We start from the raw sequence: 25532 nt of genomic DNA on the forward strand, positions 1-25532 counted from the left end.
GTGCTGGATACTCGGCTATCTGAGGCCGGTCGGAGCACCTGAGCCGGAGGGGACGGGCGCATGAGCGAGAAGCCAGCGAGGGCTGAGATGCCCGAGGAGACGGTTGGTTCGCAGGTGTCGCCGAAGTCACAGGGATCCTCAGTGCCCGACATGTCGCTCATGTCCTCGATGTCGGCGGTGTGGCAGAGCAGCCCGCCCGGCTCGATCTATGACTACATCCGTGTGGCCTCCTTCGCGCTGGGGTCCGACGGCCGGATCTCGCAGTGGAGTGAACGCGCCTCGGAGCTGCTGGGCCTGACGGCGGACCAGGCGATCGGCAGGGATCCGGTGGAGGCGTTCGTTCCGCCCGAGTTCCAGGAGACCGGTCAGCGCGCGGTGGCCAACATCCTGGATGGCCGGGAGTGGACCGGGCTGGTTCCCTACCGTAACGCCCAGGCGCCGAGCGGACATGGCATCGCCGAGCTTTATGTGATGCCGGGCCAGGATGAGCACGGGAAGCGGGCCGCGCTCTGTATCGCGGTCGACGTCAGTGCGTTGCGCGGGCTGGAAACCGATCTTGCTTCTTCACAGGCCGTTTTCGGTCAATCTCCGCTCGGCTTCTTCCTCTTCGGGACCGACCTGCGGATCCTCCGCGTCAATGAGCGTTTCGCCAAGGTTTTCGGCCGCCCCGTCGAGGAGTACCGCGGTACGACCCCGCACGATCTGCTGCCGCGCGGCGAGGCCGACCGGCTGGCCGCCGCCCTGCGCCAGGTCCTGGACTCCGGGCAGACGCTGACCGATATGCCGATCGTGGGCCAGACGCCGGGCAGCCCCGACCGTCGCCGCTGGTCGGTGTCGCTCTACCGGCTGCACAGCGGCTCCGGCCGCCCCATCGGCGTCGCCGGGCTCGCCACGGATGTCACCGGCCGCCGCCGCGCCGAGCAGGAGGCCGCGGGCGTACGGCGCAATCTGGCCCTGCTGAACGAGGCCGGGGCCCGGATAGGCACCTCGCTGGATCTGGAGACCACCGCCCGCGAGTTGCTGGACGTGGCCGTGCCGCAGTTCTGCGACCTGGCCTCCGTCGACCTCTACCAGGGGCTGCTCTCCGGCGACGAGACCCCGCCCGGACTCGCCGACGGCAGCGCCGAGTTGCGCCGCGTCGCCTTCGCCAGCGCGGTCTCCGACGGCCCGGTCCCCTTCGGCGACATCTGCCGCGTCAACACCGTCGAGGACCCCAAACCCATCCAGGTCGGCGAGGTACACCGCTACCCCTTCAACTCCCTGTGCGCCCACGCCCTGCGCACCGCCCAGGTGCGGGTCGTCCCCGGCCGGGACGGCAGCGAGAGCCTGGAGCTCGGCGCCATGTTGCAGTCCACGCTGGTGGTGCCGATGGTCGCGCGCGACACCGTGGTCGGCCTCGCCCAGTTCTCCCGTACCAAGGGCAGCGAGCCCTTCGGTGAGCGGGACCGCGCGCTCGCCGTCGAGCTGGCCGCCCGCGCGGCCGTCAGTATCGACAACGCCCGGCTGTATCGCAGAGAACATGAACGCGCGTTGATACTCCAGCGCAGTCTGCTCCCGCCCGGCGACCCTGAGGCCGCCGGGCTCGATATCGCCTGCCGCTATCTGCCGGGGAACGCTGCGACCGAGGTGGGCGGCGACTGGTTCGATGTGATCGAGCTGCCCGGGCACCGCACCGCGCTGGTGGTCGGCGATGTCATGGGGCGGGGGCTGCGCGCCGCCGTGGCCATGGGCGAACTCCGCACCGCCGTACGCACCCTCGCCCTGCTCGACCTGGAGCCCGCCGAGGTGCTCTCCGCGCTCGACGAGATCGCCAGCGGCCTCGGCACTTCGGGCGGCTCGCACACCGGCGCGCGGCCGGGCTCGCGCGCCCTCGCACGTGGCAGAGCCGCCGCCGACTCCTCCGATCTGACCGAGGTCTACCTCGCCACCTGTGTCTACGCCGTCTACGACCCGGTCACCCGGCGCTGCACATTCGCCAACGCCGGACATCCGCCCCCTGTCCTCGTGGAACCGGGTGAGAACGCCCTGCTGATGGAGGTCCCGCCCGGGATGCCGCTCGGCGTCGGCGGCGAACCGTTCGAGGAGATCGAGGTCGAGCTCCCCGACGGCGCACTGCTGGCCCTCTATACGGACGGCCTGGTCGAGTCCCGCGACCACACCCTCGACGAGGGGCTCCAGGCGCTGCGCGACGCCCTCAACACCTCCGACGGCGCCGATGGCGGAAACGCCGCGGCCGGCTCCCTCGAAGACGTCTGCGATCACGTGCTGAGCACCCTCGACACCCACCACGGCGAGGACGACATCGCCCTGCTGATGGCCCGGGTGCAGGGCCTGTCGGCCGAGTCGGTCGGCGATTGGCATCTGCCCAGCGCCCCGCAGTCGGTGGGCCGGGCCCGCGAACTGGCCCGGGAGCAGCTGGAGTCCTGGGGCCTGGACGATCTGGTGGACACCACCGAACTGCTGGTCAGCGAGCTGGTGACGAACGCCCTGCGGTACGGCGAGGGCGAGATCAGGCTGCGGCTGCTGCTGGACCGCACGCTGGTGTGCGAGGTCTGGGACGGCGGTCTGGTCCAGCCCCGGCGGCGGCGCGCCCGGGACACCGACGAGGGCGGGCGCGGGCTTCAGCTGGTCGGGCTGCTCAGCGCGGGCTGGGGGAGCCGCCGGACCCCGCTCGGCAAGACCGTCTGGTTCGAGCTGGCCCTCCCGGACGGCCGGTCCTCGGGTCCGGATTCGGTGGAGGCGCTGCTCAGCCTGTGGTGACGTGGTGACGGCCCACGGCCCGGCACGCCGGCCGGCCCGCGATACGAAGCGGGGGCGAACACCGGCCCGAGCGGTCTTTCCCCTCCCCGCCCCTTCCCGCGGTATCGATATGCGGCTCCGCCGCGTGGCGGGGCTTCCCCCCGGACCCCGGGGTCCAGGGGCGGAGCCCCTGGTATCGGGAAGGGGCGGGGAGGGGAGCAGCCCGCCGCAGGCGTCAGATCCGTCGGACACCCACCAGCGCCCCCGGCGGAGCTACTGCCCCCGCCGCCGGATCTTGTTGCCCAGCCAGACCAGCGGATCGTACTTACGGTCCACCGCCCGCTCCTTGAGCGGGATCAGCGCATTGTCGGTGATCTTGATCTGCTCGGGGCAGACCTCCGTACAGCACTTGGTGATGTTGCAGTAGCCCAGTCCGTGCTCCTCCTGGGCGGTGCGCTTGCGGTCGAGGCCGGTGTCGCCCGCCGCGTCCAGCGGATGCATGTCCAGCTCCGCGACCCGCATCAGGAAGCGCGGCCCCGCGAACGCCTCCTTGTTCTCCTCGAAGTCCCGCACCACATGGCAGGTGTCCTGGCACAGGAAGCATTCGATGCACTTGCGGAACTCCTGCGAGCGCCCCACGTCCTCCTGCCACATCCGGTACTCGCCGGGCCCCAGCCCCTCCGGGGGCACGAAGGACGGCACCTCACGGGCCTTGGTGTAGTTGAACGACACATCGGTCACCAGGTCCCGTACCACGGGGAAGGCCCGCAGCGGGGTGATGGTGATCGTCTCGTCCTGGTCGAACACCGACATCCGGGTCATGCACAGCAGCCGGGGCCGTCCGTTGACCTCCGCGCTGCACGAACCGCATTTGCCCGCCTTGCAGTTCCAGCGGACCGCCAGATCGGGGGCCTGGGTCGCCTGGAGCCGGTGGACGATGTCGAGGACGACCTCGCCCTCGTTGACCTCGACGTGGAAGTCCTTCAGACCGCCGCCGTCCTGGTCGCCCCGCCACACCCGGAAGTGGGCCTCGTACGCACTCACTGGGTCAGCTCCTCGTCCGTCAGGTACTTCACCAGCTCGTCCTTCTCGAACAGATTCAGCAGATCGGGCCGGATGGGCGGCATCTCACGCCGCTCGAGCCGGATCTGGCCGTGTCCGGTGTCGGGTGCCGCCAGACCGCCCGAGGGGTCGGAGAGCCGGCAGACCAGATTGATCCGCCGCCACTGACGGTCCATCTCCGGGCAGTCGTCGCGGGTGTGCCCGCCGCGGCTCTCGGTCCGCTCCAGCGCGGCACGGGCCACGCACTCGCTGACCAGCAGCATGTTGCGCAGATCGATGGCCAGGTGCCAGCCGGGGTTGAACTGCCGGTGGCCCTCGACCCCGGCGCGGCGCGCCCGCACCCGCAGACTGGCCAGCCGGTGCAGCGCCTCCTCCATCTCCTCGGCCTTCCGGATGATCCCCACCAGGTCGTTCATCGACTGCTGGAGCTCCTGGTGGAGGGTGTACGGGTTCTCCGGCGGCCCGGCCGGGCCCGCGGTCTCGTCCGGCTCCCCGGCCTCGGCGCTGAACGGGCGCAGCGCCTCGGCCGCCGCCAGGTCCAGCTGTGCCTCGTCCGGCACCGGACGGGTGCCCGAGTCCGCGATCTCCTGGGCGTAGCGGGCCGCGTACAGCCCGGCGCGGCGCCCGAAGACCAGCAGATCGGAGAGGGAGTTGCCGCCGAGCCGGTTGGAGCCGTGCATCCCGCCCGCGACCTCGCCCGCGGCGAACAGCCCGGGAACTCCGGCGGCGGCCGCGGTGTCCGGATCGACGTCCACCCCGCCCATCACGTAGTGACAGGTCGGGCCCACCTCCATGGGCTCGGCGGTGATGTCGACGTCCGCGAGCTCCTTGAACTGGTGGTGCATGGAGGGCAGCCGCCGCTTGATGACCTCGGGGGACATCCGGGTGGACACATCGAGGAAGACCCCGCCGTGCGTGGAGCCCCGGCCCGCCTTCACCTCGGCGTTGATGGCGCGGGCCACCTCGTCGCGGGGGAGCAGCTCGGGCGGGCGGCGGTTGTGGTCCGGGTCCTCGTACCAGCGGTCGGCCTCGTCCTCGGACTGGGCGTACTTCTCCTTGAAGACGTCCGGGATGTAGTCGAACATGAACCGCTTGCCCTCGCTGTTGCGCAGCACCCCGCCGTCGCCGCGCACCGACTCGGTGACCAGGATCCCCTTCACCGAGGGCGGCCAGACCATACCGGTCGGATGGAACTGCACGAACTCCATGTTGATCAGCGGGGCGCCCGCGAGCAGCGCGAGCGAGTGGCCGTCGCCGGTGTACTCCCAGGAGTTGGAGGTCACCTTGAAGGACTTGCCGATGCCGCCGGTGGCCAGCACCACGGCCGGGGCCTCCAGCGCGAAGAAACGGCCGGACTCGCGCTCGTAGCCGAAGACGCCGGCGACCCGGTCGCCGTCCTTGACGATGCGGGTGACCGTGCACTCCTGGAAGACCTTCAGCCGGGACTCGTAGTCCCCGGTCTCGGCCTTGTCCTCCTGCTGAAGGGAGACGATCTTCTGCTGGAGGGTGCGGATCAACTCCAGGCCGGTGCGGTCCCCGACATGGGCGAGGCGGGGGTACTCATGGCCGCCGAAGTTCCGCTGGGAGATCTTGCCCTCGGGGGTGCGGTCGAAGAGCGCGCCCCAGGTCTCCAGCTCCCAGACCCGGTCCGGGGCCTCCTGGGCGTGCAGCTCGGCCATCCGCCAGTGGTTGAGGAATTTGCCCCCGCGCATGGTGTCGCGGAAGTGCACCTGCCAGTTGTCGCGCTCGTTGACATTGCCCATGCTGGCGGCGATGCCGCCCTCGGCCATCACCGTATGGGCCTTGCCGAACAGTGACTTGCAGATGACGGCGCAGCGCATGCCCTGCTCGCGGGCCTCGATCGCGGCACGCAGCCCGGCGCCGCCCGCGCCGATCACGACCACGTCCCACGCCTGCCGCTCGACTTGCGTCATCGATGAGCACCTCTCCTAGAAAAAGCGGGGATCGTCGAAGGCACCGCTCGCCACCAGATAGACGTAGAAGTCCGCGACGGCGACGCTGATGAGAGAGGCCCAGGCCAGCTGCATATGGCGTGCGTTGAGCCCGCTCACCCAGCCCCAGAACCGATAGCGCACCGGGTGCTGGGAGAAGTGCTTCAGCCGGCCGCCGACGATATGGCGGCAGGAGTGGCAGGAGAGGGTGTACGCCCAGATCAGCGCGATGTTGGCGAGCAGCACCAGGGTGCCCAGGCCCATATGGCCCCAGCGGCCGTGCTCGTCCCGGAAGGCGAGCACGGTGTCATAGGTGAGGATCCCCGCGACGATCACCGCGAAGTAGAAGAAGTAGCGGTGGATGTTCTGGAGGATCAGCGGGAAGCGCGTCTCGCCGGTGTACTTGGCGCGCGGTTCGGCGACCGCGCAGGCGGGCGGTGAGGCCCAGAAGCCCCGGTAATACGCCTTGCGGTAGTAGTAGCAGGTGAGCCGGAACCCCAGCGGGAAGATCAGGATCAGCAGCGCGGGGGACAGGCCCCACCACGCGCCGAAGATCTCCCAGTTGGCGCCGCCCTTCATCGGCACGCAGTTCTGGGCGACGCAGGGCGAGTAGAAGGGGGAGACATACGGCTCGGCGTAGTAGTCGTCCCCGGCGAAGGCCCGCCAGGTGGAGTAGACGACGAACGCGAACAGCCCGGCCGCGGTGATCGCGGGGGAGAGCCACCAGCGGTCGCTGCGCAGATGGCGGGCGGGGATGGCGGCGCGCGAGGCGCCGTTCACGCCGTGCGGGGCCGTCCCGCGGCCTGCGGGCGCGGGGGTGGTGGCTTGGGGGTCGGTGCCTGTGGCCAAGAGGAACTCCGCGGTGGAGTGGTATCGGGGGACGACGGTGGTGCGCGCCCCGATGACGGAAGGCGCGCGGGCATCCCTAGGGCGCGTGGCGATCTCGCGCGCCGAGGCCCTCGTCGTCGACGTCCGACCACAGCGCACTGTTGTACGGGGCGTCGGGGACCGGAACCATCTCGGGGCGTGGTCGCTCCTCGGGAGCCGTCTCGCGCAGGAGGGCGAGGCTCTCCCGCAAGTGGTCCGCGTCGGTGCGGACTCTGCGTATCTCCAACCCGCCGGCGCCCACTCGCTGCTCCAGTCGGGAGACCGAACGCACCAGGTCATCGAGACAGCGTTGGACGGCCGTCAAGTCGTCGTTCAAGGACATGACTTGCCCTCACTTCCGCGGTTGCGGTTGGCGACGCTCATGCGACAGCGAGTGTTACGCGCCGCGGTCGTGGTTGTGAAGGGATCTGTCGTGATTGGCGGAGCCACCGGCGGGATTCCGCCGCCGCGCGCCGGAGTGCGCGCCCGCCGCGCTGATCCGGTCGGGTGATCCTTTCCCCTCATGGCCGTCTCCGTGGCCCTCTCGGCGTGCTGTCCCATGAACCGTCGCTTTGAGTGAGGAGTATATGCGATCAGCGTCACACTATGCCAAATGCGCATATATCCGTCACCCTGCGGAGGTACGAGCCATGCCCATCACCAAAGGCCGCCGCGCCATGCTGCTCGCCGCGGGGGTGATGCTGCCGCTGCCCGTACTGACCGGATGCAGCTCGGACGACGACGGTCCGCCGCCGCCCGCGGCCTGGGACATCGCCGCCGCGCCCCGCGCCGGGACCACCGGCACCGGCACCCTGCGCTGGGCCGTGGACGCGACGCCCACCACTCTCAACGCCTTCTCGAAGACGGCGGACACGGGCACCGAGCGAATCGCGGGCGCCGTGCTGCCCTCCCTCTACACCCTGGACGCCCGGGGCCGCCCCCAGCGCAACGGCGACTATCTGGCCTCCGCCGACGTCACCTCGAGCGACCCCAAGCAGGTCGTGGTCTACAAGCTCAACCCCAAGGCGGTGTGGAGCGACGGGCGCCCGCTCGGCGTGGAGGACTTCCAGGCCCAGTGGAGGGCGCTGCGCGGCACCGACGACAAGTACGGGACGGCGCGCAACGCCGGCTACGACCGGATCGCCAAGGTCGAACCCGGGGACAAGGCGCACGAGGTGAAGGTCACCTTCGCCAAGCCGTACACCGACTGGCGCTCGCTGTTCACCCCGCTCTATCCGAAGAGCGTGATGGGCAACCCGGCGGTGTTCTCCGCGGCGGCGAGTAAGGGACTCGCGGTCGGCGCCGGGCCCTTCATGGTCCGCCAGGTCTCGGACAACTCCGTCACCCTCGTCCGCAACCCGCGCTGGTGGGGCGACCGGGCGCGGCTGAGCCGGATGGTCTTCCAGGCGGTGCCGGCCGAAAAGCGGGCCCAGGCCCTGATCGCCGGGCAGCTGGACCTGGCCGAGGTGGACCCGGCCACCGCCCGGCGCATCCGGGCCACCGCCCCGGGCAAACAGGCCGCGGGCGCCGACCAGGGCTCCTCGGCACCGGGCAAGGCGGGCGCGCCGGAGCCGTCCACCGGCGGCCGCCAGACGGCGGGGGCCCAGGGCGGGGCGACGGGCGACACCGACAAGAACCGGTCGCGGACCCGGGCGCTGAGCAGGTTCACCCTGCGCAAGGCCCTGGACCCCGCCTACACCCAACTCGCCCTCAACGGCACCAAGGGCCCGCTCGCCGATGAGCGGGTGCGCCGCGCGGTGGCCCGCGCGGTCGACCGGAAGGCCCTGGCCAAGGCGGTGCTGAAGCCGATGGGGCTGCCGTCCGAGCCGCTCGGCAACCATCTGCTGATGGTGGGCCAGCCGGGCTACAAGGACCACAGCGGCGCCCTCGGCGACCCGGACAAGAACGCCGCGCAGTCGCTGCTCGCCGACGCGGGCTGGCGGGCGGGGGGCACCGGGAGCCGGCAGAAGGCGCTCGACGGCAAGACGGATGACCGGGGCCGACCGCACAGCGCCCCGACGGCCACGGAAACGGACACCGCCACGGACAACGCCACGGACACCGCCACCGAGGGCGCCTCCGGAACGGCGTCCGAGGGCGCCTCCGAGCCCGCGTCCCGGAGCGCCTCCGGCACCGCGTCCTCGGAGCGGTCCGCCGGCGCCGCGTCCGGCACCGCGTCCTCCGAGCGGTCCGCCGGCGCCGCCCCCGCGGCCGGTGACGCCGGGCGCTCCGGGCGGCTCGGCGAGGCGGCCGTCGTACGGAAGAAGGGACGGCCGCTGGTGCTGCGCTTCGTCCTCCCCGACGACCAGGCCGGCGCCCAGCTGAGCACGGTCGGCCGGCGCATCGCGCGGATGCTGGAGAAGATCGGCGTCCGGACCGAGATCACCAAGGTCTCGGGTGAGAGCTACTTCCGGGACCACATCGCCACCGGCGACTACGACCTGGCCCTCTACTCCTGGCCCGCGTCCGCCTACCCGGCCACCGACGCCCGCCCCATCTACGCCAAGCCGCGGCCCGCCGCCGACGGTTCCCTGGTCGTCGAGCAGAACTACACCCGGGTGGGCACCGACCAGATCGACCAGCTCTTCGACCAGGCGCTCTCCGAGCTGGACGGCGGGGCCTCCCGCTCCCTGGTCAGCCGTGCGGACGCCCGGATCTGGGCGGCGGCCGGATCGATTCCGCTCTATCAGCGCCCCCAGCTGATCGCGATGCGTAAGGGCCTGGTCAACGCGGGCGCCTTCGGCTTCGCCACGCCCCGCTACCAGGACATCGGCTTCCGCCGCTAGGGGTACCCGGCGGACCTTTCCCCTCCCCGCCCCTCCCCGCAACCGGGGCTTCGCCCCAGCCCCCGCAACCGGGGCTTCGCCCCAGGCCCCACAACCGGGGCTCCGCCCGAGACCCCGGACCGGGGTTCTCGCCTTAGCCTTTCGGTCCGGGGCTCTCGCCCCCTTGCCGCAGCATCGGTATGCGGCTCCACCGTGTGGCGGGGCTCCGCCTCGGCCTCCTGGCCGGGGTTCTGGCCCTTCCCGTGGCGTCGATTTGCAGCTGCGCCGCGTGGTCGGGCTTCGCCCCCGGGCCTCGGGGTCCAGGGGCGGAGCCCTTGGTAGCGGGAAGGGGCGGGTAGGGGAAAGCATCGGCATGCGGCTCCGCCGCGTTGCGGGGCTTCGACCCAGCCCCCAGACCCCGGACCGGGGTTCCGAGCCCCCAGACCCCGGACCGGGGTTCCGAGCCCCCAGACCCCGGACCGGGGTTCCGAGCCCCCAGACCCTGGAACCGGGGTTCCGAGCCCCCAGACCCCGGGCCGGGGTTCTGCCTCTGCCTCCGGTCCGGGGCTCTCGGCCCTTCCAGCAGCCCCTTCCCGCGGCATCGATTTGCGGCTCCGCCGCCTGGTCGGGGGCCGGCCCGGACGCCGGGGTCCAGGGGCGGAGCCCCTGGTAGTGGGAGGGGCGGGGAGGGGAAAGACCCGCCGGGACCCGCCGGACACACCGCGGCCGCACCGGCCACCGGCGGAGTCCACGGGTGAGGCGACCGGCGCGGGGGCGGGCTGCGGCATCCGTCCCCGCGCCGTCCCCGTACCATGGGGGTGAGGCCGAGGCGTGATCAGCCCGGCGGAAGGCGCGCCGCACCAGGAGCGCGCCGCCACCCAACAACCGGGAGAAGCGCGCTTTCATGCCCACGCGCCACGACATTCGTAACGTTGCCATCGTCGCCCACGTCGACCACGGCAAGACGACCCTCGTCGACGCCATGCTCAAGCAGGCGGGCGCGTTCGCCGCCCACCAGCAGGTGGACGACCGGGTCATGGACTCCAACGACCTGGAGCGCGAGAAGGGCATCACCATTCTCGCGAAGAACACCGCCGTGAAGTACCACCCGGCGGACGGCGGCGACCCCGTCACCATCAACATCATCGACACCCCCGGCCACGCCGACTTCGGCGGTGAGGTCGAGCGCGGGCTGTCCATGGTCGACGCGGTGGTCCTGCTGGTGGACGCCTCCGAGGGGCCGCTGCCGCAGACCCGCTTCGTACTGCGCAAGGCGCTCCAGGCCAAGCTGCCGGTGATCCTGTGCATCAACAAGACCGACCGACCGGACTCCCGGATCGACGAGGTCGTCAACGAGGCGTACGACCTCTTCCTGGACCTGGACGCGACCGAGGAGCAGATCGAATTCCCGATCGTCTACGCCTGCGCCCGCGACGGTGTGGCCTCGCTGACCAAGCCGGAGGACGGCACCGTCCCGGCCGACAGCGACAGCCTCCAGCCGTTCTTCTCCGCCCTCCTGGACACCGTCCCGGCGCCGGAGTACGACGCGGCCGCGCCGCTCCAGGCCCATGTCACCAACCTGGACGCGGACAACTTCCTCGGCCGTATCGCGCTGCTCCGGGTCGAGCAGGGCGAGCTGAAGAAGGGGCAGACGGTCGCGTGGATCAAGCGCGACGGCACCATCTCCAACGTCCGGATCACCGAGCTGATGATGACCGAGGCGCTCACCCGCAAGCCCGCCGAGGTGGCGGGCCCCGGTGACATCTGCGCCGTAGCCGGCATCCCGGACATCATGATCGGCGAGACCCTGGCCGACCCGGAGAACCCGGTCGCGCTGCCGCTGATCACCGTCGACGAGCCCGCGATCTCGATGACCATCGGCACCAACACCTCCCCGCTGGTCGGCCGCGGCCCCGGCGGCAAGGGCGCCGACAAGTCGGCCGTGAAGGACCGCAAGGTCACCGCGCGGCTGGTCAAGGACCGGCTCGAGCGCGAGCTGATCGGTAACGTCTCGCTGCGCGTGCTGCCCACCGACCGCCCGGACGCCTGGGAGGTGCAGGGCCGGGGCGAGTTGGCGCTGGCGATCCTGGTGGAGACCATGCGCCGGGAGGGCTTCGAGCTGACCGTCGGCAAGCCGCAGGTGGTCACCCGGGAGATCGAGGGCAAGGTCCACGAGCCGATCGAGCGCATCACCATCGATGTGCCCGAGGAGCACATGGGCGCGGTCACCCAGCTCATGGGCACCCGCAAGGGCCGGATGGACAACATGTCCAACCACGGCTCCGGCTGGGTCCGCATGGAGTTCATCGTTCCCTCCCGCGGTCTGATCGGCTTCCGTACCGAGTTCCTGACCGCGACGCGCGGCACCGGTATCGCCCACTCCATCCACGAGGGCCACGAGCCGTGGTTCGGCGAGCTGAAGACGCGTAACAACGGCTCACTGGTGGCCGACCGCTCGGGCGCGGTGACCGCCTTCGCGATGACCAACCTCCAGGAGCGCGGTGTGCTGTTCGTCTCGCCGGGCACCGAGGTGTATGAGGGCATGATCGTCGGCGAGAACTCCCGCTCCGACGACATGGACGTCAACATCACCAAGGAGAAGAAGCTCACCAACATGCGGTCCTCCACCGCGGATGTGACCGAGTCCCTGGTCCCGCCGCGGATGCTCTCGCTCGAGCAGTCCCTGGAGTTCTGCCGCGACGACGAATGCGTCGAGGTGACGCCGGAGACGGTGCGGATCCGCAAGGTGGTGCTGGACCAGAAGGAGCGCGCCCGCTCGGCCGCCCGCGCCAAGCGCTGACGCTCGCCCCCGGGCGCCAAGCGCCGACGCTCGCGCCTGGGTACGACGCGCCGAGGCTCGCGCCCGGCGCCGCCGCGCACACCGGCGCCGATCACGGAGCGTAGGCGCCCCACCGCGCCTCGGTGAGCCGTCCATGGCCCGGACCCACCGCTTCCACGGCGGGGGTCCGGGCTCTTGCCATGTCAGCAACGTGCCAGTCAAGCGGTTATCCGGATCCGGGCGTCCGGATATCGGCGTCCGGGCTCCGCATGATGTGTTAACAGTCCGTTTCGCGTGTGTCTGTCTGGGACAGTTTTGTCCGGATTTCAAAGCTCCGCGCGTAGATGCTGTGACCAAAGCGAGACCCATAAGGTGTGGTTTAAGGGCCGGACGTGCTCAATCATGGGGTCCATTGAGCTCGGGTCAATGGGTCACACGCTGTGGGGAGCGCGGACCTACGAGCGCATCTGGGGGGTTCCGGTCCCTTTCGCTGTCAGGGGTGTCAGCGTGTCTCCGGGCGCCCCCTCTCGTAGTGACAGTGGACTCCTGAGGAGGCAAACCCATGCGCGGTGCGCAGAGCGCCAAGTGGGTCGCGTTGGCAGCAGTTGTGGCACTCGCCGCGACCGCCTGTGGTGGCAACGACAGCGACAGCGGCAGCAATGACATGAACAAGGGCACGGCGGACCCGAACGGGATACTCACCGCCCAGCTGAGCGAGCCGCAGAACCCGCTGCAGCCGGCGAACGCCAAGGAGAGCCAGGGCAGCCGGGTGCTCCGCACGATCTTCGCGGGCCTGGTGGACTACGAGCCTGGCACCGGCAAGCTGGTGTACGTCAACGCCGAGTCCGTCACCCCCAACAAGGACTCCTCCGTCTGGACCGTCAAGCTCAAGCCGGGCTGGAAGTTCCACAACGGCGAGGCCGTGACCGCCAAGTCCTATGTGGACTCCTGGAACTGGTCCGCCAACGTCGCGAACAACCAGACCAACTCCAGCTGGTTCCAGGACATCAAGGGCTACGAGGACGTCCACCCGGAGAAGGGCAAGCCCAAGGCCGACAAGATGTCCGGCCTGAAGGTCGTCAACGACAACGAGTTCAAGATCGAGCTCAACAGCTCGGTCTCGTACTTCGCCTACAAGCTGGGCTACGACGTGTGGACCCCGCTGCCCAGCGGCTTCTTCAAGGACCCCAAGGGCTACGGTGAGAAGCCGGTCGGGAACGGTCCCTACAAGTTCGTCTCCTGGGACCACAAGAAGATGATCAAGGTCCGTAAGTACGCGGACTACCAGGGCCCGAACAAGGCCAAGAACGGCGGCATCGACTTCAAGAACTACACCACCGCCGACGCCGCCTACTCGGACCTGCGCTCCAACAACCTCGACTGGATCGAGCAGGTCCCGACCACCGCGCTGACCAACTACAAGTCGGACCTCGGCAAGCGCGCGATCGACGAGGAGTACTCGGCGGTCCAGTCGGTCGTCCCGGCCTTCTACACCGACCAGTTCAAGGACATCGACCCCAAGGTCATCCAGGGTCTGTCCATGGCGATCGACCGTGACACGATCACCAAGACCGTGCTGCACGGCTCCCGCACCCCGGCCGACAGCTATGTCGCCCGCGGCGTGATCGGCTACAAGGCCGGCGCGCTCAAGGAGCAGGTCACCTACGACCCGGCCAAGGCCAAGGCCCTCATCAAGGAGGGCGGCGGGGTCCCGGGCAACAAGATCTCGATCCAGTACAACGCCGACCAGGACCACAAGCCCTGGGTGGACGCGGTCTGCAACAGCATCCGCAAGGCCACCGGCGTCGACTGCACCGGCGACTCCAAGCCCGACTTCCAGGCCGACCTGAACGCGCGTGACAAGCACCAGGTCAAGTCCATGTACCGCGGTGGCTGGGTGCTCGACTACCCGGTCAACTCGAACTTCATGAGGGACCTGTACGGCTCCAAGGCGGCCGGTAACACCAGCGGTTACGCCAACAAGGAGTTCGACGCGCTCGCCAACAAGGCCGACAAGGCCCCCACCCTCGACGAGACCGTGAAGCTCTACCAGCAGGCGGAGCAGATCCTCGCGAAGGACATGCCGGCGATCCCGCTGTGGTTCTACAAGGTCAACAGCGGCCAGTCCAGCAAGGTCCTCGGGAAGATCCCCTACGGCCAGGACGGCGACCCCATCTTCACCAACGTCCAGGTGAAGAAGAAGTAATCATCGGGACCGCCGGCCGGTGCCGCCGCTTCTCCCCACCGGGGAGCGGCGGCACCGGCCCGCAGGCGTGAGGCCCGCAGCTCATCCCCCCACCCGCGTGGCGCAGACGAGACGTGGCCTCCGCCGCCCCCCAACGGCATGGAGGCATAATGGGGCGCTACGTCGCCAGGCGACTGCTCCAGATGATCCCGGTCTTCATCGGGACCACACTGATTATTTTCCTCATGGTCCACGTCCTTCCCGGCGACCCCATCCGGGCGATGTGGGGCGACAAGGCCGCGGACCCCGCGCAGGTCGCGTCGCTCCGCCATGAGTTCGGGCTCGACCAGCCCCTGTGGAAGCAGTACATCGACTACATGGTCGACCTCTTCAAGGGCGACTTCGGCCAGACCTTCGGCGGCCGGCCGGTCTCCGAGGAAATGGGGATGGCCTTCCCGGTGACCCTCCGCCTCGCGGCGGTGGCCCTCACCATCGAAATCATCGTCGGCATCGGGCTCGGCGCCTGGGCCGGCCTCAAGGCGGGCCGTGCCGTCGACACCGGCGTGCTGATCTTCACCCTGATCGTCATCTCGATGCCGGTCTTCGTCCTCGGCTACCTGGCCCGGTTCATCTTCGCCGACGAGCTCGGCTGGCTGCCACCGAACGTGCAGGACTCGATGGACGTCCAGCAGCTGCTGCTGCCCGGCTTCGTTCTCGCGATGCTCTCCATGGCGTATGTGGCCCGGCTGACCCGCACCACCTTCGCGGAGAACCTGCGCGCGGACTACATGCGCACCGCGCTCGCCAAGGGGCTGCCGCGCCGCCGGATCGTCGGCGTCCACCTGCTGCGCAACTCGCTCATCCCCGTGGTGACCTTCCTCGGCACCGACGTCGGCGCGCTGGTCGGCGGCGCGGTGGTCACCGAGGGCATCTTCAACGTCCAGGGCGTCGGCAATCTGCTCTTCAAGGCGCTGGGACAGCGGGAGGGCACCACCATCGTCGGTGTCGTGACGATCTTCGTCCTCGTCATCCTGCTGATCAATCTGCTCGTCGACCTGCTGTACGCGGTCCTGGACCCGAGGATCCGGTATGCCTGACGTGACCAAATCCCAGTCCGGCGGCGCGGCGGTCGACGCCGTGGCCCCGCCAGTCGAGGCGGACGCCGCCACCACCGCCGCTCCCGCCGCCGGCCCCGCCCCCCAGGGCAAGCCGCGCTCGCTGTGGGGCGACGCCTGGTTCGAGCTGCGCCACCGTCCGCTGTTCTGGATCTCGGCGGTGCTGCTGGTGCTGCTGCTGGCCATCGCGGCGTTCCCCGGCCTGTTCACCAGCGCCGAGCCGCGCAACGGCGATCTGACCAACCACTTCCTGACCAAGCCCGAGCTGACCCACTTCTTCCAGGCCGACTGGTTCGGCTACGACGGCCAGGGCCGCTCCATCTACGCCCGGGTCATCTACGGCACCCGCGCCTCGATCATGGTCGGCGTCGGCGTGACCGCGGTGGTGACCCTCGTCGGCGGTCTGCTGGGCATGGTGGCCGGGTACTTCGGCGGCTGGATCGACTCGATCATCTCCCGGCTCGTCGACATCTTCTTCGGCCTGCCGTTCCTGCTCGGCTCGATGGTCGTCCTGAACGCCTTCACCGAGCGCAAGGTGTACGTCGTGATCGCGGCGCTCGCCTTCCTCGGCTGGACTACCATCGCCCGGGTGATGCGCAGTTCGGTGATCACCGCCAAGCAGGCGGACTACGTCACCGCGGCGCGTGCGCTCGGCGCGGGCACCGGCCGGATCCTCTTCCGGCACGTCCTGCCGAACGCTCTGGCACCCACCATCGTGGTGGCCACCATCTCCCTCGGCGCGTACATCTCCGCCGAGGCCACGCTGTCCTTCCTCGGCCTCGGCCTCGCCGACCCCACCATCTCGTGGGGCATCGACATCTCCGACGCCAAGGACGCCATCCGGGACAACCCGCATGTGATGTTGTTCCCGGCCGGAATGCTGAGCCTCACCGTGTTCGCATTCATCACGCTCGGCGACGCGGTGCGCGACGCCCTCGACCCCAAGCTGCGCTGAGGAGGGCGTACGTGACCACCATCGAGAAGACCGCGGACGACGCCGTCCGCGAGGGCGCGGGCGACGGCGGCACCCCGCTGCTGGAAGTCCGTGATCTGCATGTGGAGTTCCACACCCGGGACGGTGTCGCCAAGGCCGTCAACGGCGTCAACTACAACGTCCACGCCGGTGAGACGCTCGCCGTCCTCGGCGAGTCCGGCTCCGGCAAGTCGGTGACCGCCCAGGCGATCATGGGCATCCTGGACATGCCGCCCGGGAGGATCCCCCAGGGGCAGATCCTGTTCCGGGGCGAGGACATGCTCACCATGTCGGCCGAGGACCGCCGGAAGATCCGCGGCCGGAAGATCGCCATGATCTTCCAGGACGCGCTCTCGGCGCTGAACCCGGTGCTCTCCGTGGGCTATCAGCTCGGCGAGATGTTCCGGGTCCACCAGGGCCTGTCCAAGAAGGACGCCAAGGCCAAGGCCATCGAGCTGATGGACCGGGTCCGCATCCCGGCGGCCAAGGAGCGGGTGAGCGACTACCCGCACCAGTTCTCCGGCGGTATGCGCCAGCGCATCATGATCGCCATGGCGATGGCGCTGGAGCCGGACCTGATCATCGCCGACGAGCCCACCACGGCCCTTGACGTGACCGTCCAGGCCCAGGTGATGGACCTGCTCGCGGAGCTCCAGCGCGAGTACCACATGGGTCTGATCCTGATCACCCATGACCTGGGTGTGGTGGCGGACGTCGCCGACAAGATCGCCGTGATGTACGCGGGCCGGATCGTCGAGACCGCCCCCGTGCACGAGCTCTACAAGCGCCCGGCCCACCCCTACACCCAGGGTCTGCTGGAGTCCATCCCGCGCCTGGACCGCAAGGGGCAGGAGCTCTACGCGATCAAGGGGCTGCCGCCCAATCTGCTCAAGATCCCCACGGGCTGCGCCTTCAACCCGCGCTGCCCCAGGGCCGAGGACATCTGCCGTACGGAGGTCCCCGCCCTGGTGCCGGTCACCGAGCAGGACGGCACGGAGCTGCCGGGCCGCGGCAGCGCCTGCCACTTCTGGAAGGAGACCATCCATGGCTGACACCGAGAAGAACGACAAGGCCATGGAACCGGCCGCGGACACCACCCCCAACGTCACGGAGGTGGAGACGGTCGAAGCGGCCACCGAGGACGAGGCCGTCGCCGCGATCGAGGCGAAGGTCGACCGGGGCGAGCCGATCCTCCAGGTGCGCAACCTGGTCAAGCACTTCCCGCTGACCCAGGGCATCCTCTTCAAGCGGCAGATCGGCGCGGTCAAGGCGGTCGACGGCATCTCCTTCGACCTCTACCAGGGCGAGACGCTCGGCATCGTCGGCGAGTCCGGCTGTGGCAAGTCCACCGTCGCCAAGCTGCTGATGACCCTGGAGACCGCCACCGCGGGCGAGGTCTTCTACAAGGGCCAGGACATCACCCGGCTGTCGGGCCGCGCGCTGCGGGCCGTCCGCCGCAACATCCAGATGGTGTTCCAGGATCCCTACACCTCGCTCAACCCCCGTATGACCGTGGGCGACATCATCGGGGAGCCCTTCGAGATCCACCCCGAGGTGGCCCCGAAGGGCGACCGCCGCCGCAAGGTCCAGGACCTCCTGGACGTGGTGGGCCTCAACCCCGAGTACATCAACCGCTACCCCCACCAGTTCTCCGGCGGTCAGCGCCAGCGCATCGGCATCGCCCGCGGCCTCGCCCTCAACCCGGAGATCATCATCTGCGACGAGCCGGTCTCCGCGCTCGACGTCTCCGTCCAGGCTCAGGTCATCAATCTGATGGAGGGCCTCCAGGACGAGTTCAACCTGTCCTACATCTTCATCGCCCACGACCTGTCCATCGTCCGGCACATCTCCGACCGGGTCGGCGTGATGTACCTGGGCAAGATGGCCGAGATCGGCTCCGACACCGAGATCTACGACCACCCGACGCACCCCTACACCCAGGCGCTGCTGTCGGCCGTCCCGGTCCCGGACCCGGAGTCGCGCGAGGGCCGCGAACGCATCATCCTCACCGGCGACGTCCCCTCCCCGGCCAACCCGCCCTCCGGCTGCCGCTTCCGCACCCGCTGCTGGAAGGCCGAGGACAAATGCGCCAAGGAGGTCCCCCTCCTGGCCATCCCACAGCGCTTCGCCGGCACGGACTCGCCTGCGGCGCATGAGTCGGCGTGTCACTTCGCGGAGGAAAAGGACGTGGTCCACGCCTGACACTCCCGCGCGAGCCGCAGCCGAACGACGAGGGCCGCCCGGCCGTGATCACCACGGCCGGGCGGCCCTCGTCGTCGTTCAGGAGGCGGCGGGCGGCGGGTTCAGCGTGAACCATACGGCCTTGCCGGTGACGCCCGCGTCCTTGTCGGTGTAGTCGTGCACCCCCCAGGTGTCGGAGCACGACTCGATGAGCGTGAGCCCGCGCCCGCTCTCGTCCTCGACGTTCGCTGTCACCGGTTGCGGCAGCCCGCAGCCCGAGTCCCACACGGTGACCCGGAAGTCGGGTGGCTTCGGCTCCCAGTCCATGCTGACGTACGCATCGGTGGTGGTGTTCCGGTACGCGTTGGTGACCAACTCCGACACGAGCAGTTCGGCCGTGTCCACGATGCAGTCGAGCCGCGCCGCCCTGAGGATGTGACGGACGGTGGCCCGTACGACGCCCACGGCGCGTGGGTCGTGGGGGATGAACAGGCCGTAGGACCAGGGCTCTTCGGGCGTGCGCATGGGGCAGCCTCCGGTTGAGTGCCTATTGTGACTGGCGCCATACGTAAGGTAGCGATGTGGCGCGTATATATTCAACCCGTTGGGCGTGGTGAGGTTACGGAGTGGACGCGTGCGCGTGCGCCGCGCAACACTCGCCGCACGAGAGAGGGGAACCGCATGGGGCTCAGGGGCGATCCCACGTATCGGCAGCGCCGATTCGGTATCGAGGTGCGTAGGGTGCGGGAGGCGGCGGGGCTGACGGTCGGTGAGGCGGCTGAGGTGGTGGGTATGCGTCAGCCGCACTTCAGCAACGTCGAAGCGGGGCGCACGGGCCTGTCGGCCGAACGCCTCCAGAAGCTCACTCAGGAGCTCAGCGGTACATATACCTACCCTGTTGACGCCTTGCAGGCCCTGGGGCGGGAATCCGGGAAGGGATGGTGGAGCGACTACCGCACGACCCTCGGTGTAACTCACCTCGACTTGGCAGAGCTGGAGGCCGGAGCCGTTGCCCTGCGCAACTACGAGTTGCTGTTCATTCCGGGGCTGCTCCAGACCTGCGACTACGCGACCGCTGTGCACAGCGGTGGTTTTTCGCCGACCGTAAGCGAAGTGCGCGACTCGGCTGTGGAATTCAGGATGCGGCGTCAGAAGGTCCTGTCGGGCGATCGGCCTGTTCGTTTCCACGCGATCATCCACGAGGCCGCGTTGCGCGTTCTCTACGGAGGGCGTGCGGTGATGCGCGATCAGCTCTTGCGGTTGATCGAGGTGTCACGACTGCCGAACGTCACCATCCAGATCGTGCCCATTGACAACGAGGGAAGCGCGGCCTTCAGTCACCCGTTCATGGTGATTGACCCAGGCGTGGTGGAATTGGGCACGGTGCTCGTCGACCAGGTGGGCAAGGCGCAGTTCCTCGACGAGCGCCAAACGCTGGCCGAGTATGGGGAGTCGTTCGAGCGGTTGAGTGAACTGGCCCTGCCTCCGGTCGATGCTGAGTCTGCGCCGGAGGCTCGTACAGCGAAGGATTCCCTCGGGCTCATCCAGCACATCCTCTACCCGCTTCTCTAAGGAGAGAGCTGTATGTCCTCGCTTCCGTGGCGGAAGTCCAGCTTCAGCACGGGCGACGCCCCCAACTGCGTCGAACTCGCCGCCGACTCCGTCGGCACCCCCCACCTCCGCGAGAGCGACGACCCGGAGGTCGTCATATCCCCGGCCCCCGCCGCGCTCCGCGCGTTCCTGCGGGCCGCGAAGGTGGGGGAGTTCGACCGGCTCGAAGAGTGAGCCGCGCCCCTCCCGGTACCCCTTCCGAAAGTGCTTGATCTCACGCAACTAATTTGTCAAACGTTTTCCAGAGGGGTACCCCACCCCCCGGCAATCCGGAGGCGATCCGGCAGTCCGGCAACGGTCTTGGCCCCGAGCACGGGCGCCGCCACCGGCGCCCACTTCCGGCGGCCCGGCGCCCGGCGACGGCGCTCCGCCCCCACCCCCCCGACCCATGCTCAAATGCGCCGAAGGCGCGAGACGGCGCCGCGCCGTACCTCGTAGGGTCGTGGTATGACTGCCCCTTACTCACCGGTCTATCAGGCGTACTACACCCGTATGCCTTGGCAGCTCTTCTCGGGCGTCGGCTGGAAGCGGCTGGTGGCCTTCCGGGCCGATGAGTCGGGCGTCACCCTGGGCGGCCCCGTGACGCGCTACCGGCGGTTCACGGCCGTCGTGCCGTGGCGGGACATCGAAGCCGTCGTTCTGTGGTCCACGAAAAAGACCATGGAGAGGCCGATACGGCGGATAGGTCTGAAGCTGCGGCAGGGCGTGCCGGACCCTCCCGGCCCCAACCATGGGCTCACCCCGCAGCTCAGCGCGGGTATCGCACCGCATATCGAGCACGAGGTGGTCAGGAACAGCCGGTTCATCGCCTTGTGGAAGGTGGATCACGCCCTGCTCGCCACCGCCATGCAGGCGTTCGCGCCCCAAGTCCAGTTGCGTGTCCACCCGGTGCACAAGGTGGTGCCCCAGGGGCCGGGCACGAGGCTGGGGAACGACTCCGGCGGGAGCATTTTCGACATCTTGCCCTGAACGTCATTCCCTGACCTCCGCGCGCTCCTCCGCGAAGTGGCATGCGGACGCATGAGCACCCGGGCCCGCCAGGCCCGTCGGCACCGCCAGCACCGGCACCTCCACCGCGCAGCGGTCCTGGGCCTTCCAGCAGCGGGTGCGGAAGCGGCAGCCCGAGGGCGGGTTGGCCGGGGAGGGGACGTCGCCGGTGAGCAGGATGCGTGTGCGGGGCTCGCGCGACTCCGGCTCCGGATCCGGGTCCGGGACCGGGACGGCCGACAGCAGCGCCTGGGTGTAGGGGTGCGTCGGGTGGTCGTAGATCTCGGGGCCGGTGCCCGTTTCGGCGATACGGCCCAGGTACATCACCGCCACCCGGTTGGAGATGTGCCGCACCACCGACAGGTCGTGGGCGATGAAGATGTAGGACAGGTTGAACTCGTCCTGAAGGCTCTCCATCAGGTTGATGACCTGTGCCTGGACCGAGACGTCCAGCGCCGAAACCGGTTCGTCCGCGACGATGACCTCCGGCCGCAGCGCCAGGCCGCGGGCGATGCCGATGCGCTGGCGCTGGCCGCCGGAGAACTGGTGGGGGTAGCGGTTGATGTGCTCGGGGTTGAGGCCCACGACGTCCAGGAGGTCCTGGACCGCCCGTCGCCGGTTGCCATTCGGGGTCGCCTCCGGGTGGATCTCGAAGGGTTCGGCGACGATGTCGCCCACGGTCATACGGGGGTTGAGCGAGGTGTACGGGTCCTGGAACACCATCTGGATGTTGCGGCGGACCGCGCGCAGTGCCCGGCCCGACAGCCGGGTGATGTCCTCGCCCCGGTAGTGGATCGTCCCGGCGGTCGGCCGCTCCAGGCTGACCAGCAGTCTGGCGACCGTGGACTTGCCGCAGCCGGACTCGCCGACGATGCCGAGCGTCTCCCCGCGCCGCAGGGCGAAGGAGACCGTGTCGACCGCCCGGACCGCGCCGGTCCGGCGCTTGAACACCACGCCCTGCGTCAGGGGGTAGAGCTTGGCCAGGTCGCGCACCTCCAGGACCGGCCCGTCGGGGTCGGGCATGCGGTCAGGCATGCAGCTCCTCCTTCCAGAAGTGGCAGGCGCTGGTCCGCCCGTCGGACCCGATGCCCGACCCGATGCCCGACTCGGTATCCGCTCCGGTGTTCGCCACGGCGTCCGTCCCGGCATCCGTCGTCACCTCGTACAGCGGCGGCCGTTCGACGCGGCAGACCTCCTGGGCGCGCGGGCAGCGAGGGTGGAAGGGGCAGCCGGAGGGCATGGTGAGGGGGCTGGGCGGCGCTCCCCTGATCGCGTAGAGCTTCCCGCCACGGTGAGCTCCGTGGACCCCGTGACTCTCGTGACCCCCGTGACGCCCATGATCCGCGTGACCCCGGCGGGCTTGCCCGCCCCCGTGGTCCACGCGCGGTACGGAGTCCAGCAGCCCGCGGGTGTAGGGGTGGGCGGGTCGGCGGTAGAGGTCGCGCACCGGCGCGGTCTCCACGATCCGGCCCGCGTACATCACGGCGATGGTGTCGGCCACGTCCGCGACCACGCCCAGGTCATGGGTGATCAGGACGAGCCCCATCGCGTACTCCCTGCGCAACTCCGCGAGCAGGTCCATGACCTGCGCCTGGACCGTGACGTCCAGGGCCGTGGTCGGCTCGTCGGCGATGATCAGGTCCGGCTCCAGCGCCATCGCCATGGCGATCATGATGCGCTGACGCATCCCGCCGGAGAACTGGTGCGGATAGTCCCCGGCCCGCTGCCCCGCCGCCGGGATGCGGACCCGGTCCATCAGCTCGACCGCCCGCCGCTGGGCGTCCCCGCGCGACATCCCCCGGTGCACCTCGTACATCTCGGCGAGCTGAGCGCCCACGGTGATCACCGGGTTGAGGGCGGAGAGCGCGTCCTGGAAGATCATCGCCATCGCGGCGCCCCGGATCCGGCGGCGCTGCTCCGCACGCATCGTCAGCAGGTCCCGCCCCCGGAACAGCACCTCACCGCCGGTGATCCGGCCGGGCGGGGAGTCGAGGATGCCCATGACCGCCTGCGCGGTCACCGACTTGCCGGACCCCGACTCGCCCAGTACGGCGAGGGTGCGGCCCGCGTCCACGCCGTAGCTCACCCCGCCGACGGCCTCGGCGATCCCGTCCCGGGTGCGGAATTGCACGCGCAGGTCGCGTACCTCCAGCAGGCGCGTCACGGCAGGTCAGCTCCTCATAGCGGCTTGGGGTCGAGCCATCGCGGCTTGGGGTCGAGTCCTCGCGGCCGGGGGTCCAGCCATCGCGGCTCGGGACCGAGTCATCGCGGCTCGGCGGCAAGCCATCGCGGCTCGGGGCCGGGTCATCCCAGCTCCGGGCCGGGTCATCCCAGCTCCGGGCCGGGTCATCCCAGCTCCGGGCCGGGTCATCGCAGCTTGGGGTCGAGCGCGTCCCGCACCGCGTCCCCGAGCATGATGAACGCGAGCACCGTGATGGACAGCGCCCCCGCGGGCCACAGCAGCATGTGCGGGGCGTTGCGGATCTGGGTGGCGGCGGACGAGATGTCGATCCCCCAGGAGACGGTGGGCGGTTTGAGCCCCACGCCCAGGAACGACAGCGTGGCCTCCAGCGAGATGTAGGTGCCCAGCGCGATGGTGGCGACGACGATCACGGGGGCCACCGCGTTGGGCGCGATATGGCGCAGCAGCGTCCGGCCGCTGCTCGCGCCGAGCGCCCGCGCCGCCTGCACATAGTCGTGCTCCTTGACGGTCACCACCGAGCCGCGGGCGATCCGGGAGATCTGCGGCCAGCCAAGCAGCACGATGAAGCCCACCACCGGCCAGACCGAACCGCTGGTGACCACCGACAGGAAGACCAGCCCGCCCAGCAGGATCGGGATGCCGAAGAAGACATCGGCGATCCGCGAGAGCAGCGCGTCCCACCAGCCGCCGAAGTACCCGGCGAGCCCGCCCAGCGCACTGCCGAGCAGCGCCGCGCCGAGGGTGGCGCAGATGCCGACGGTGATGGAGGCGCGGGCGCCGTAGACCGTACGGGTGTAGACATCGCGGCCCTGGAGGTCGTAGCCGAAGGGGTGGCCGGGGGCCGGGCCGTCCTGCGCCCTGGCGAGATCGCCGTGGTACGGGTTGCCGCTCGCGATCAGCTGTGGCCAGATCGCGATGACGACGAGGAAGAGAATGATCAGCGCGGAGACGATGAAGACGGGGTTGCGGCGCAGGTCGTGCCAGGCGTCCGACCACAGCCCCCGCCCGGTGGGCGCGGCCGGTCCGCCGAGGCGGCGGCCGGGCTCCTTGCGCCAGGGGAGGGTGAGGCGCCGTGGCCTGTCCTTCAGGCCCTGCGGGCCGGAGGCGGCGGGGTCCACCGCACCGCCGCCACCACCTCCGCCGGCCGGTGCGATCGCCTCGGTCATGTCGTAGCGCGTGTCAAAGGGCTCAGGCATACCGGATCCTCGGGTCGAGCACGGCGTAGAGGAGGTCGACGAGCAGATTGGCGAGCAGGAAGACGATCACCAGGATGGTCACGAAGCCGACGACGGTCGGCGAGTTCTGGCGCAGGATGCCCTGGTAGAGCTGGTAGCCCACGCCATGGATGTTGAAGATCCGCTCGGTGACGATCGCCCCGCCCATGAGCGCCCCGATGTCCGTGCCGATGAACGTCACCACCGGGATCAGCGAGTTGCGCAGCAGATGGCGGGTGACGATCCGGTGCCGTGGCAGCCCCTTGGCGACGGCGGTGCGGACGTAGTCGGCGCGGGCGTTCTCCACGATGGAGGTACGGGTGAGGCGGGTGGTGAACGCGAGCGACACCAGCCCCAGCACCACCCCGGGCAGCAGCAGTTCGTTCAGCGGCGCCTCCGGGGAGACCGAAGGTCTGGCCCAGCCCCAGCTCACCCCGAACAGATACTGGAGCACCGTGCCGCTGACGAACGTCGGGACGGAGACCACGACCAGGGTGAGCAGCAGCACCGAGGTGTCCAGTCCGCGGCCGCGGCGCAGCCCGCTGAGGACGCCCAGGGTGATGCCCAGCGCCATCTCGAAGACGACCGCCACCACGGTCAGCCGGAGGGTCACGGGGAACGCGCTCGCCATGAGCTCGGTCACCGGCTGCCCGTTGAAGGCCGTACCGAAGTGCCCGCTGAAGATCTGCCCCATGTAGTGCAGGTACTGCCGCCACAGCGGCTCATCCAGGTAGAGCTCCTTGCGGATGCGGGCGGCGGTGGCGGGGTCGGGGGCCTTGTCGCCGAAGAGCGCGGCGACCGGGTCGCCGAGCGCGTACACCATGAAGAAGATCAGGAAGGTGGAGCCGATGAACACCGGGATCATCTGCGCGAGGCGTCGCAGTGCGTAGCGGCCCATG

Annotated in this window: 20 protein-coding genes; 11 read left to right on the plus strand and 9 right to left on the minus strand. The window is 69.8% G+C overall.

Going from position 1 to position 25532, the window contains the following annotated elements; all coding sequences use genetic code 11:
* The first annotated feature begins 150 nt into the window (after window positions 1–150).
* Window positions 151–2760 carry a SpoIIE family protein phosphatase gene (locus tag NQU54_RS38525; RefSeq protein ID WP_257635046.1) on the plus strand — a complete coding sequence of 870 codons (2610 nt, stop codon included), beginning with the start codon at window positions 151–153 and terminating at the stop codon, window positions 2758–2760.
* 252 nt (window positions 2761–3012) lie between these two features.
* Here NQU54_RS38525 and NQU54_RS38530 read toward each other — a convergent pair whose 3' ends face one another.
* The 4 genes from NQU54_RS38530 to NQU54_RS38545 all read right to left on the minus strand — a co-directional run bounded on the left by NQU54_RS38530 (window position 3013) and on the right by NQU54_RS38545 (window position 6963).
* Window positions 3013–3783, minus strand: coding sequence for a succinate dehydrogenase/fumarate reductase iron-sulfur subunit (locus NQU54_RS38530; RefSeq protein WP_257635047.1), 771 nt, complete (start codon window positions 3781–3783; stop codon window positions 3013–3015).
* Window positions 3780–5735, minus strand: a complete 1956-nt coding sequence (locus NQU54_RS38535) for a fumarate reductase/succinate dehydrogenase flavoprotein subunit (protein ID WP_257635048.1) — start codon at window positions 5733–5735, stop codon at window positions 3780–3782. The genes NQU54_RS38530 and NQU54_RS38535 overlap by 4 nt, the downstream gene beginning before the upstream one ends.
* A 15-nt stretch (window positions 5736–5750) precedes the next feature.
* Window positions 5751–6602, minus strand: a complete 852-nt coding sequence (sdhC, locus tag NQU54_RS38540) for a succinate dehydrogenase subunit SdhC (RefSeq protein ID WP_069864409.1) — start codon at window positions 6600–6602, stop codon at window positions 5751–5753.
* Window positions 6603–6678: 76 nt separating this feature from the next.
* Window positions 6679–6963: an Rv0250c family protein gene (locus NQU54_RS38545; protein WP_069864407.1), complete on the minus strand. Its 285-nt coding sequence runs from the start codon at window positions 6961–6963 to the stop codon at window positions 6679–6681.
* Window positions 6964–7270: 307 nt separating this feature from the next.
* On the opposite strand from NQU54_RS38545, the gene NQU54_RS38550 reads away from it, so the two are divergent.
* The 7 genes from NQU54_RS38550 to NQU54_RS38580 all read left to right on the plus strand — a co-directional run bounded on the left by NQU54_RS38550 (window position 7271) and on the right by NQU54_RS38580 (window position 18639).
* A complete protein-coding gene (locus NQU54_RS38550) occupies window positions 7271–9406 on the plus strand; it encodes an ABC transporter family substrate-binding protein (protein WP_257635049.1) in 2136 nt (711 codons plus the stop codon).
* An 883-nt stretch (window positions 9407–10289) separates the two neighbouring features.
* Window positions 10290–12185, plus strand: a complete 1896-nt coding sequence (gene typA, locus NQU54_RS38555; RefSeq protein WP_257635050.1) for a translational GTPase TypA — start codon at window positions 10290–10292, stop codon at window positions 12183–12185.
* A 541-nt stretch (window positions 12186–12726) separates the two neighbouring features.
* Window positions 12727–14370 (plus strand): peptide ABC transporter substrate-binding protein, encoded by a 1644-nt coding sequence (locus tag NQU54_RS38560; RefSeq protein WP_257635051.1) that lies wholly within the window; start codon window positions 12727–12729, stop codon window positions 14368–14370.
* Window positions 14371–14519: 149 nt separating this feature from the next.
* A complete protein-coding gene (locus NQU54_RS38565; RefSeq protein ID WP_069864399.1) occupies window positions 14520–15446 on the plus strand; it encodes an ABC transporter permease in 927 nt (308 codons plus the stop codon).
* Window positions 15439–16419 (plus strand): ABC transporter permease, encoded by a 981-nt coding sequence (locus NQU54_RS38570; RefSeq protein ID WP_257635052.1) that lies wholly within the window; start codon window positions 15439–15441, stop codon window positions 16417–16419. The genes NQU54_RS38565 and NQU54_RS38570 overlap by 8 nt, the downstream gene beginning before the upstream one ends.
* An 11-nt stretch (window positions 16420–16430) precedes the next feature.
* Window positions 16431–17489, plus strand: coding sequence for an ABC transporter ATP-binding protein (locus tag NQU54_RS38575; protein ID WP_257635053.1), 1059 nt, complete (start codon window positions 16431–16433; stop codon window positions 17487–17489).
* Window positions 17482–18639, plus strand: coding sequence for an ABC transporter ATP-binding protein (locus tag NQU54_RS38580; protein ID WP_257635054.1), 1158 nt, complete (start codon window positions 17482–17484; stop codon window positions 18637–18639). Before NQU54_RS38575 ends, NQU54_RS38580 begins: the two co-directional genes overlap by 8 nt.
* A 78-nt stretch (window positions 18640–18717) precedes the next feature.
* On the opposite strand, the gene NQU54_RS38585 is transcribed toward NQU54_RS38580, so the two are convergent.
* The gene (locus tag NQU54_RS38585; protein ID WP_257635055.1) at window positions 18718–19143 is read right to left on the minus strand and encodes an ATP-binding protein; all 426 of its coding nucleotides are present in this window, start codon (window positions 19141–19143) and stop codon (window positions 18718–18720) included.
* Window positions 19144–19299: 156 nt separating this feature from the next.
* Here NQU54_RS38585 and NQU54_RS38590 point away from each other — a divergent pair, with 156 nt between their 5' ends.
* From NQU54_RS38590 to NQU54_RS38600, 3 genes are all read left to right on the plus strand, one after another.
* Window positions 19300–20190, plus strand: coding sequence for a helix-turn-helix domain-containing protein (locus tag NQU54_RS38590; RefSeq protein WP_257635056.1), 891 nt, complete (start codon window positions 19300–19302; stop codon window positions 20188–20190).
* 12 nt (window positions 20191–20202) lie between these two features.
* Entirely contained in the window at window positions 20203–20403 is a 201-nt protein-coding gene (locus tag NQU54_RS38595; RefSeq protein WP_257635057.1) for a DUF397 domain-containing protein, read from the plus strand.
* Window positions 20404–20676: 273 nt separating this feature from the next.
* On the plus strand, window positions 20677–21198 hold the full coding sequence (locus NQU54_RS38600; RefSeq protein ID WP_257635058.1) for a hypothetical protein: 522 nt from the start codon (window positions 20677–20679) through the stop codon (window positions 21196–21198).
* Window positions 21199–21201: 3 nt separating this feature from the next.
* Here NQU54_RS38600 and NQU54_RS38605 read toward each other — a convergent pair whose 3' ends face one another.
* The 4 genes from NQU54_RS38605 to NQU54_RS38620 form a co-directional block, all read right to left on the minus strand.
* Window positions 21202–22251, minus strand: a complete 1050-nt coding sequence (locus NQU54_RS38605; RefSeq protein WP_306279489.1) for an ABC transporter ATP-binding protein — start codon at window positions 22249–22251, stop codon at window positions 21202–21204.
* Window positions 22244–23380: an ABC transporter ATP-binding protein gene (locus tag NQU54_RS38610; protein ID WP_257635059.1), complete on the minus strand. Its 1137-nt coding sequence runs from the start codon at window positions 23378–23380 to the stop codon at window positions 22244–22246. The genes NQU54_RS38605 and NQU54_RS38610 overlap by 8 nt, the downstream gene beginning before the upstream one ends.
* Window positions 23381–23583: 203 nt before the next feature.
* Window positions 23584–24615, minus strand: a complete 1032-nt coding sequence (locus tag NQU54_RS38615; RefSeq protein WP_099014879.1) for an ABC transporter permease — start codon at window positions 24613–24615, stop codon at window positions 23584–23586.
* Window positions 24608–25531: an ABC transporter permease gene (locus tag NQU54_RS38620; RefSeq protein WP_069864373.1), complete on the minus strand. Its 924-nt coding sequence runs from the start codon at window positions 25529–25531 to the stop codon at window positions 24608–24610. Before NQU54_RS38620 ends, NQU54_RS38615 begins: the two co-directional genes overlap by 8 nt.
* Between the last annotated feature and the right edge of the window lies 1 nt (window position 25532).

Source organism: Streptomyces malaysiensis subsp. samsunensis (assembly GCF_024519315.1).
In the GTDB taxonomy this organism is placed as follows: Bacteria; Actinomycetota; Actinomycetes; order Streptomycetales; family Streptomycetaceae; genus Streptomyces; species Streptomyces malaysiensis.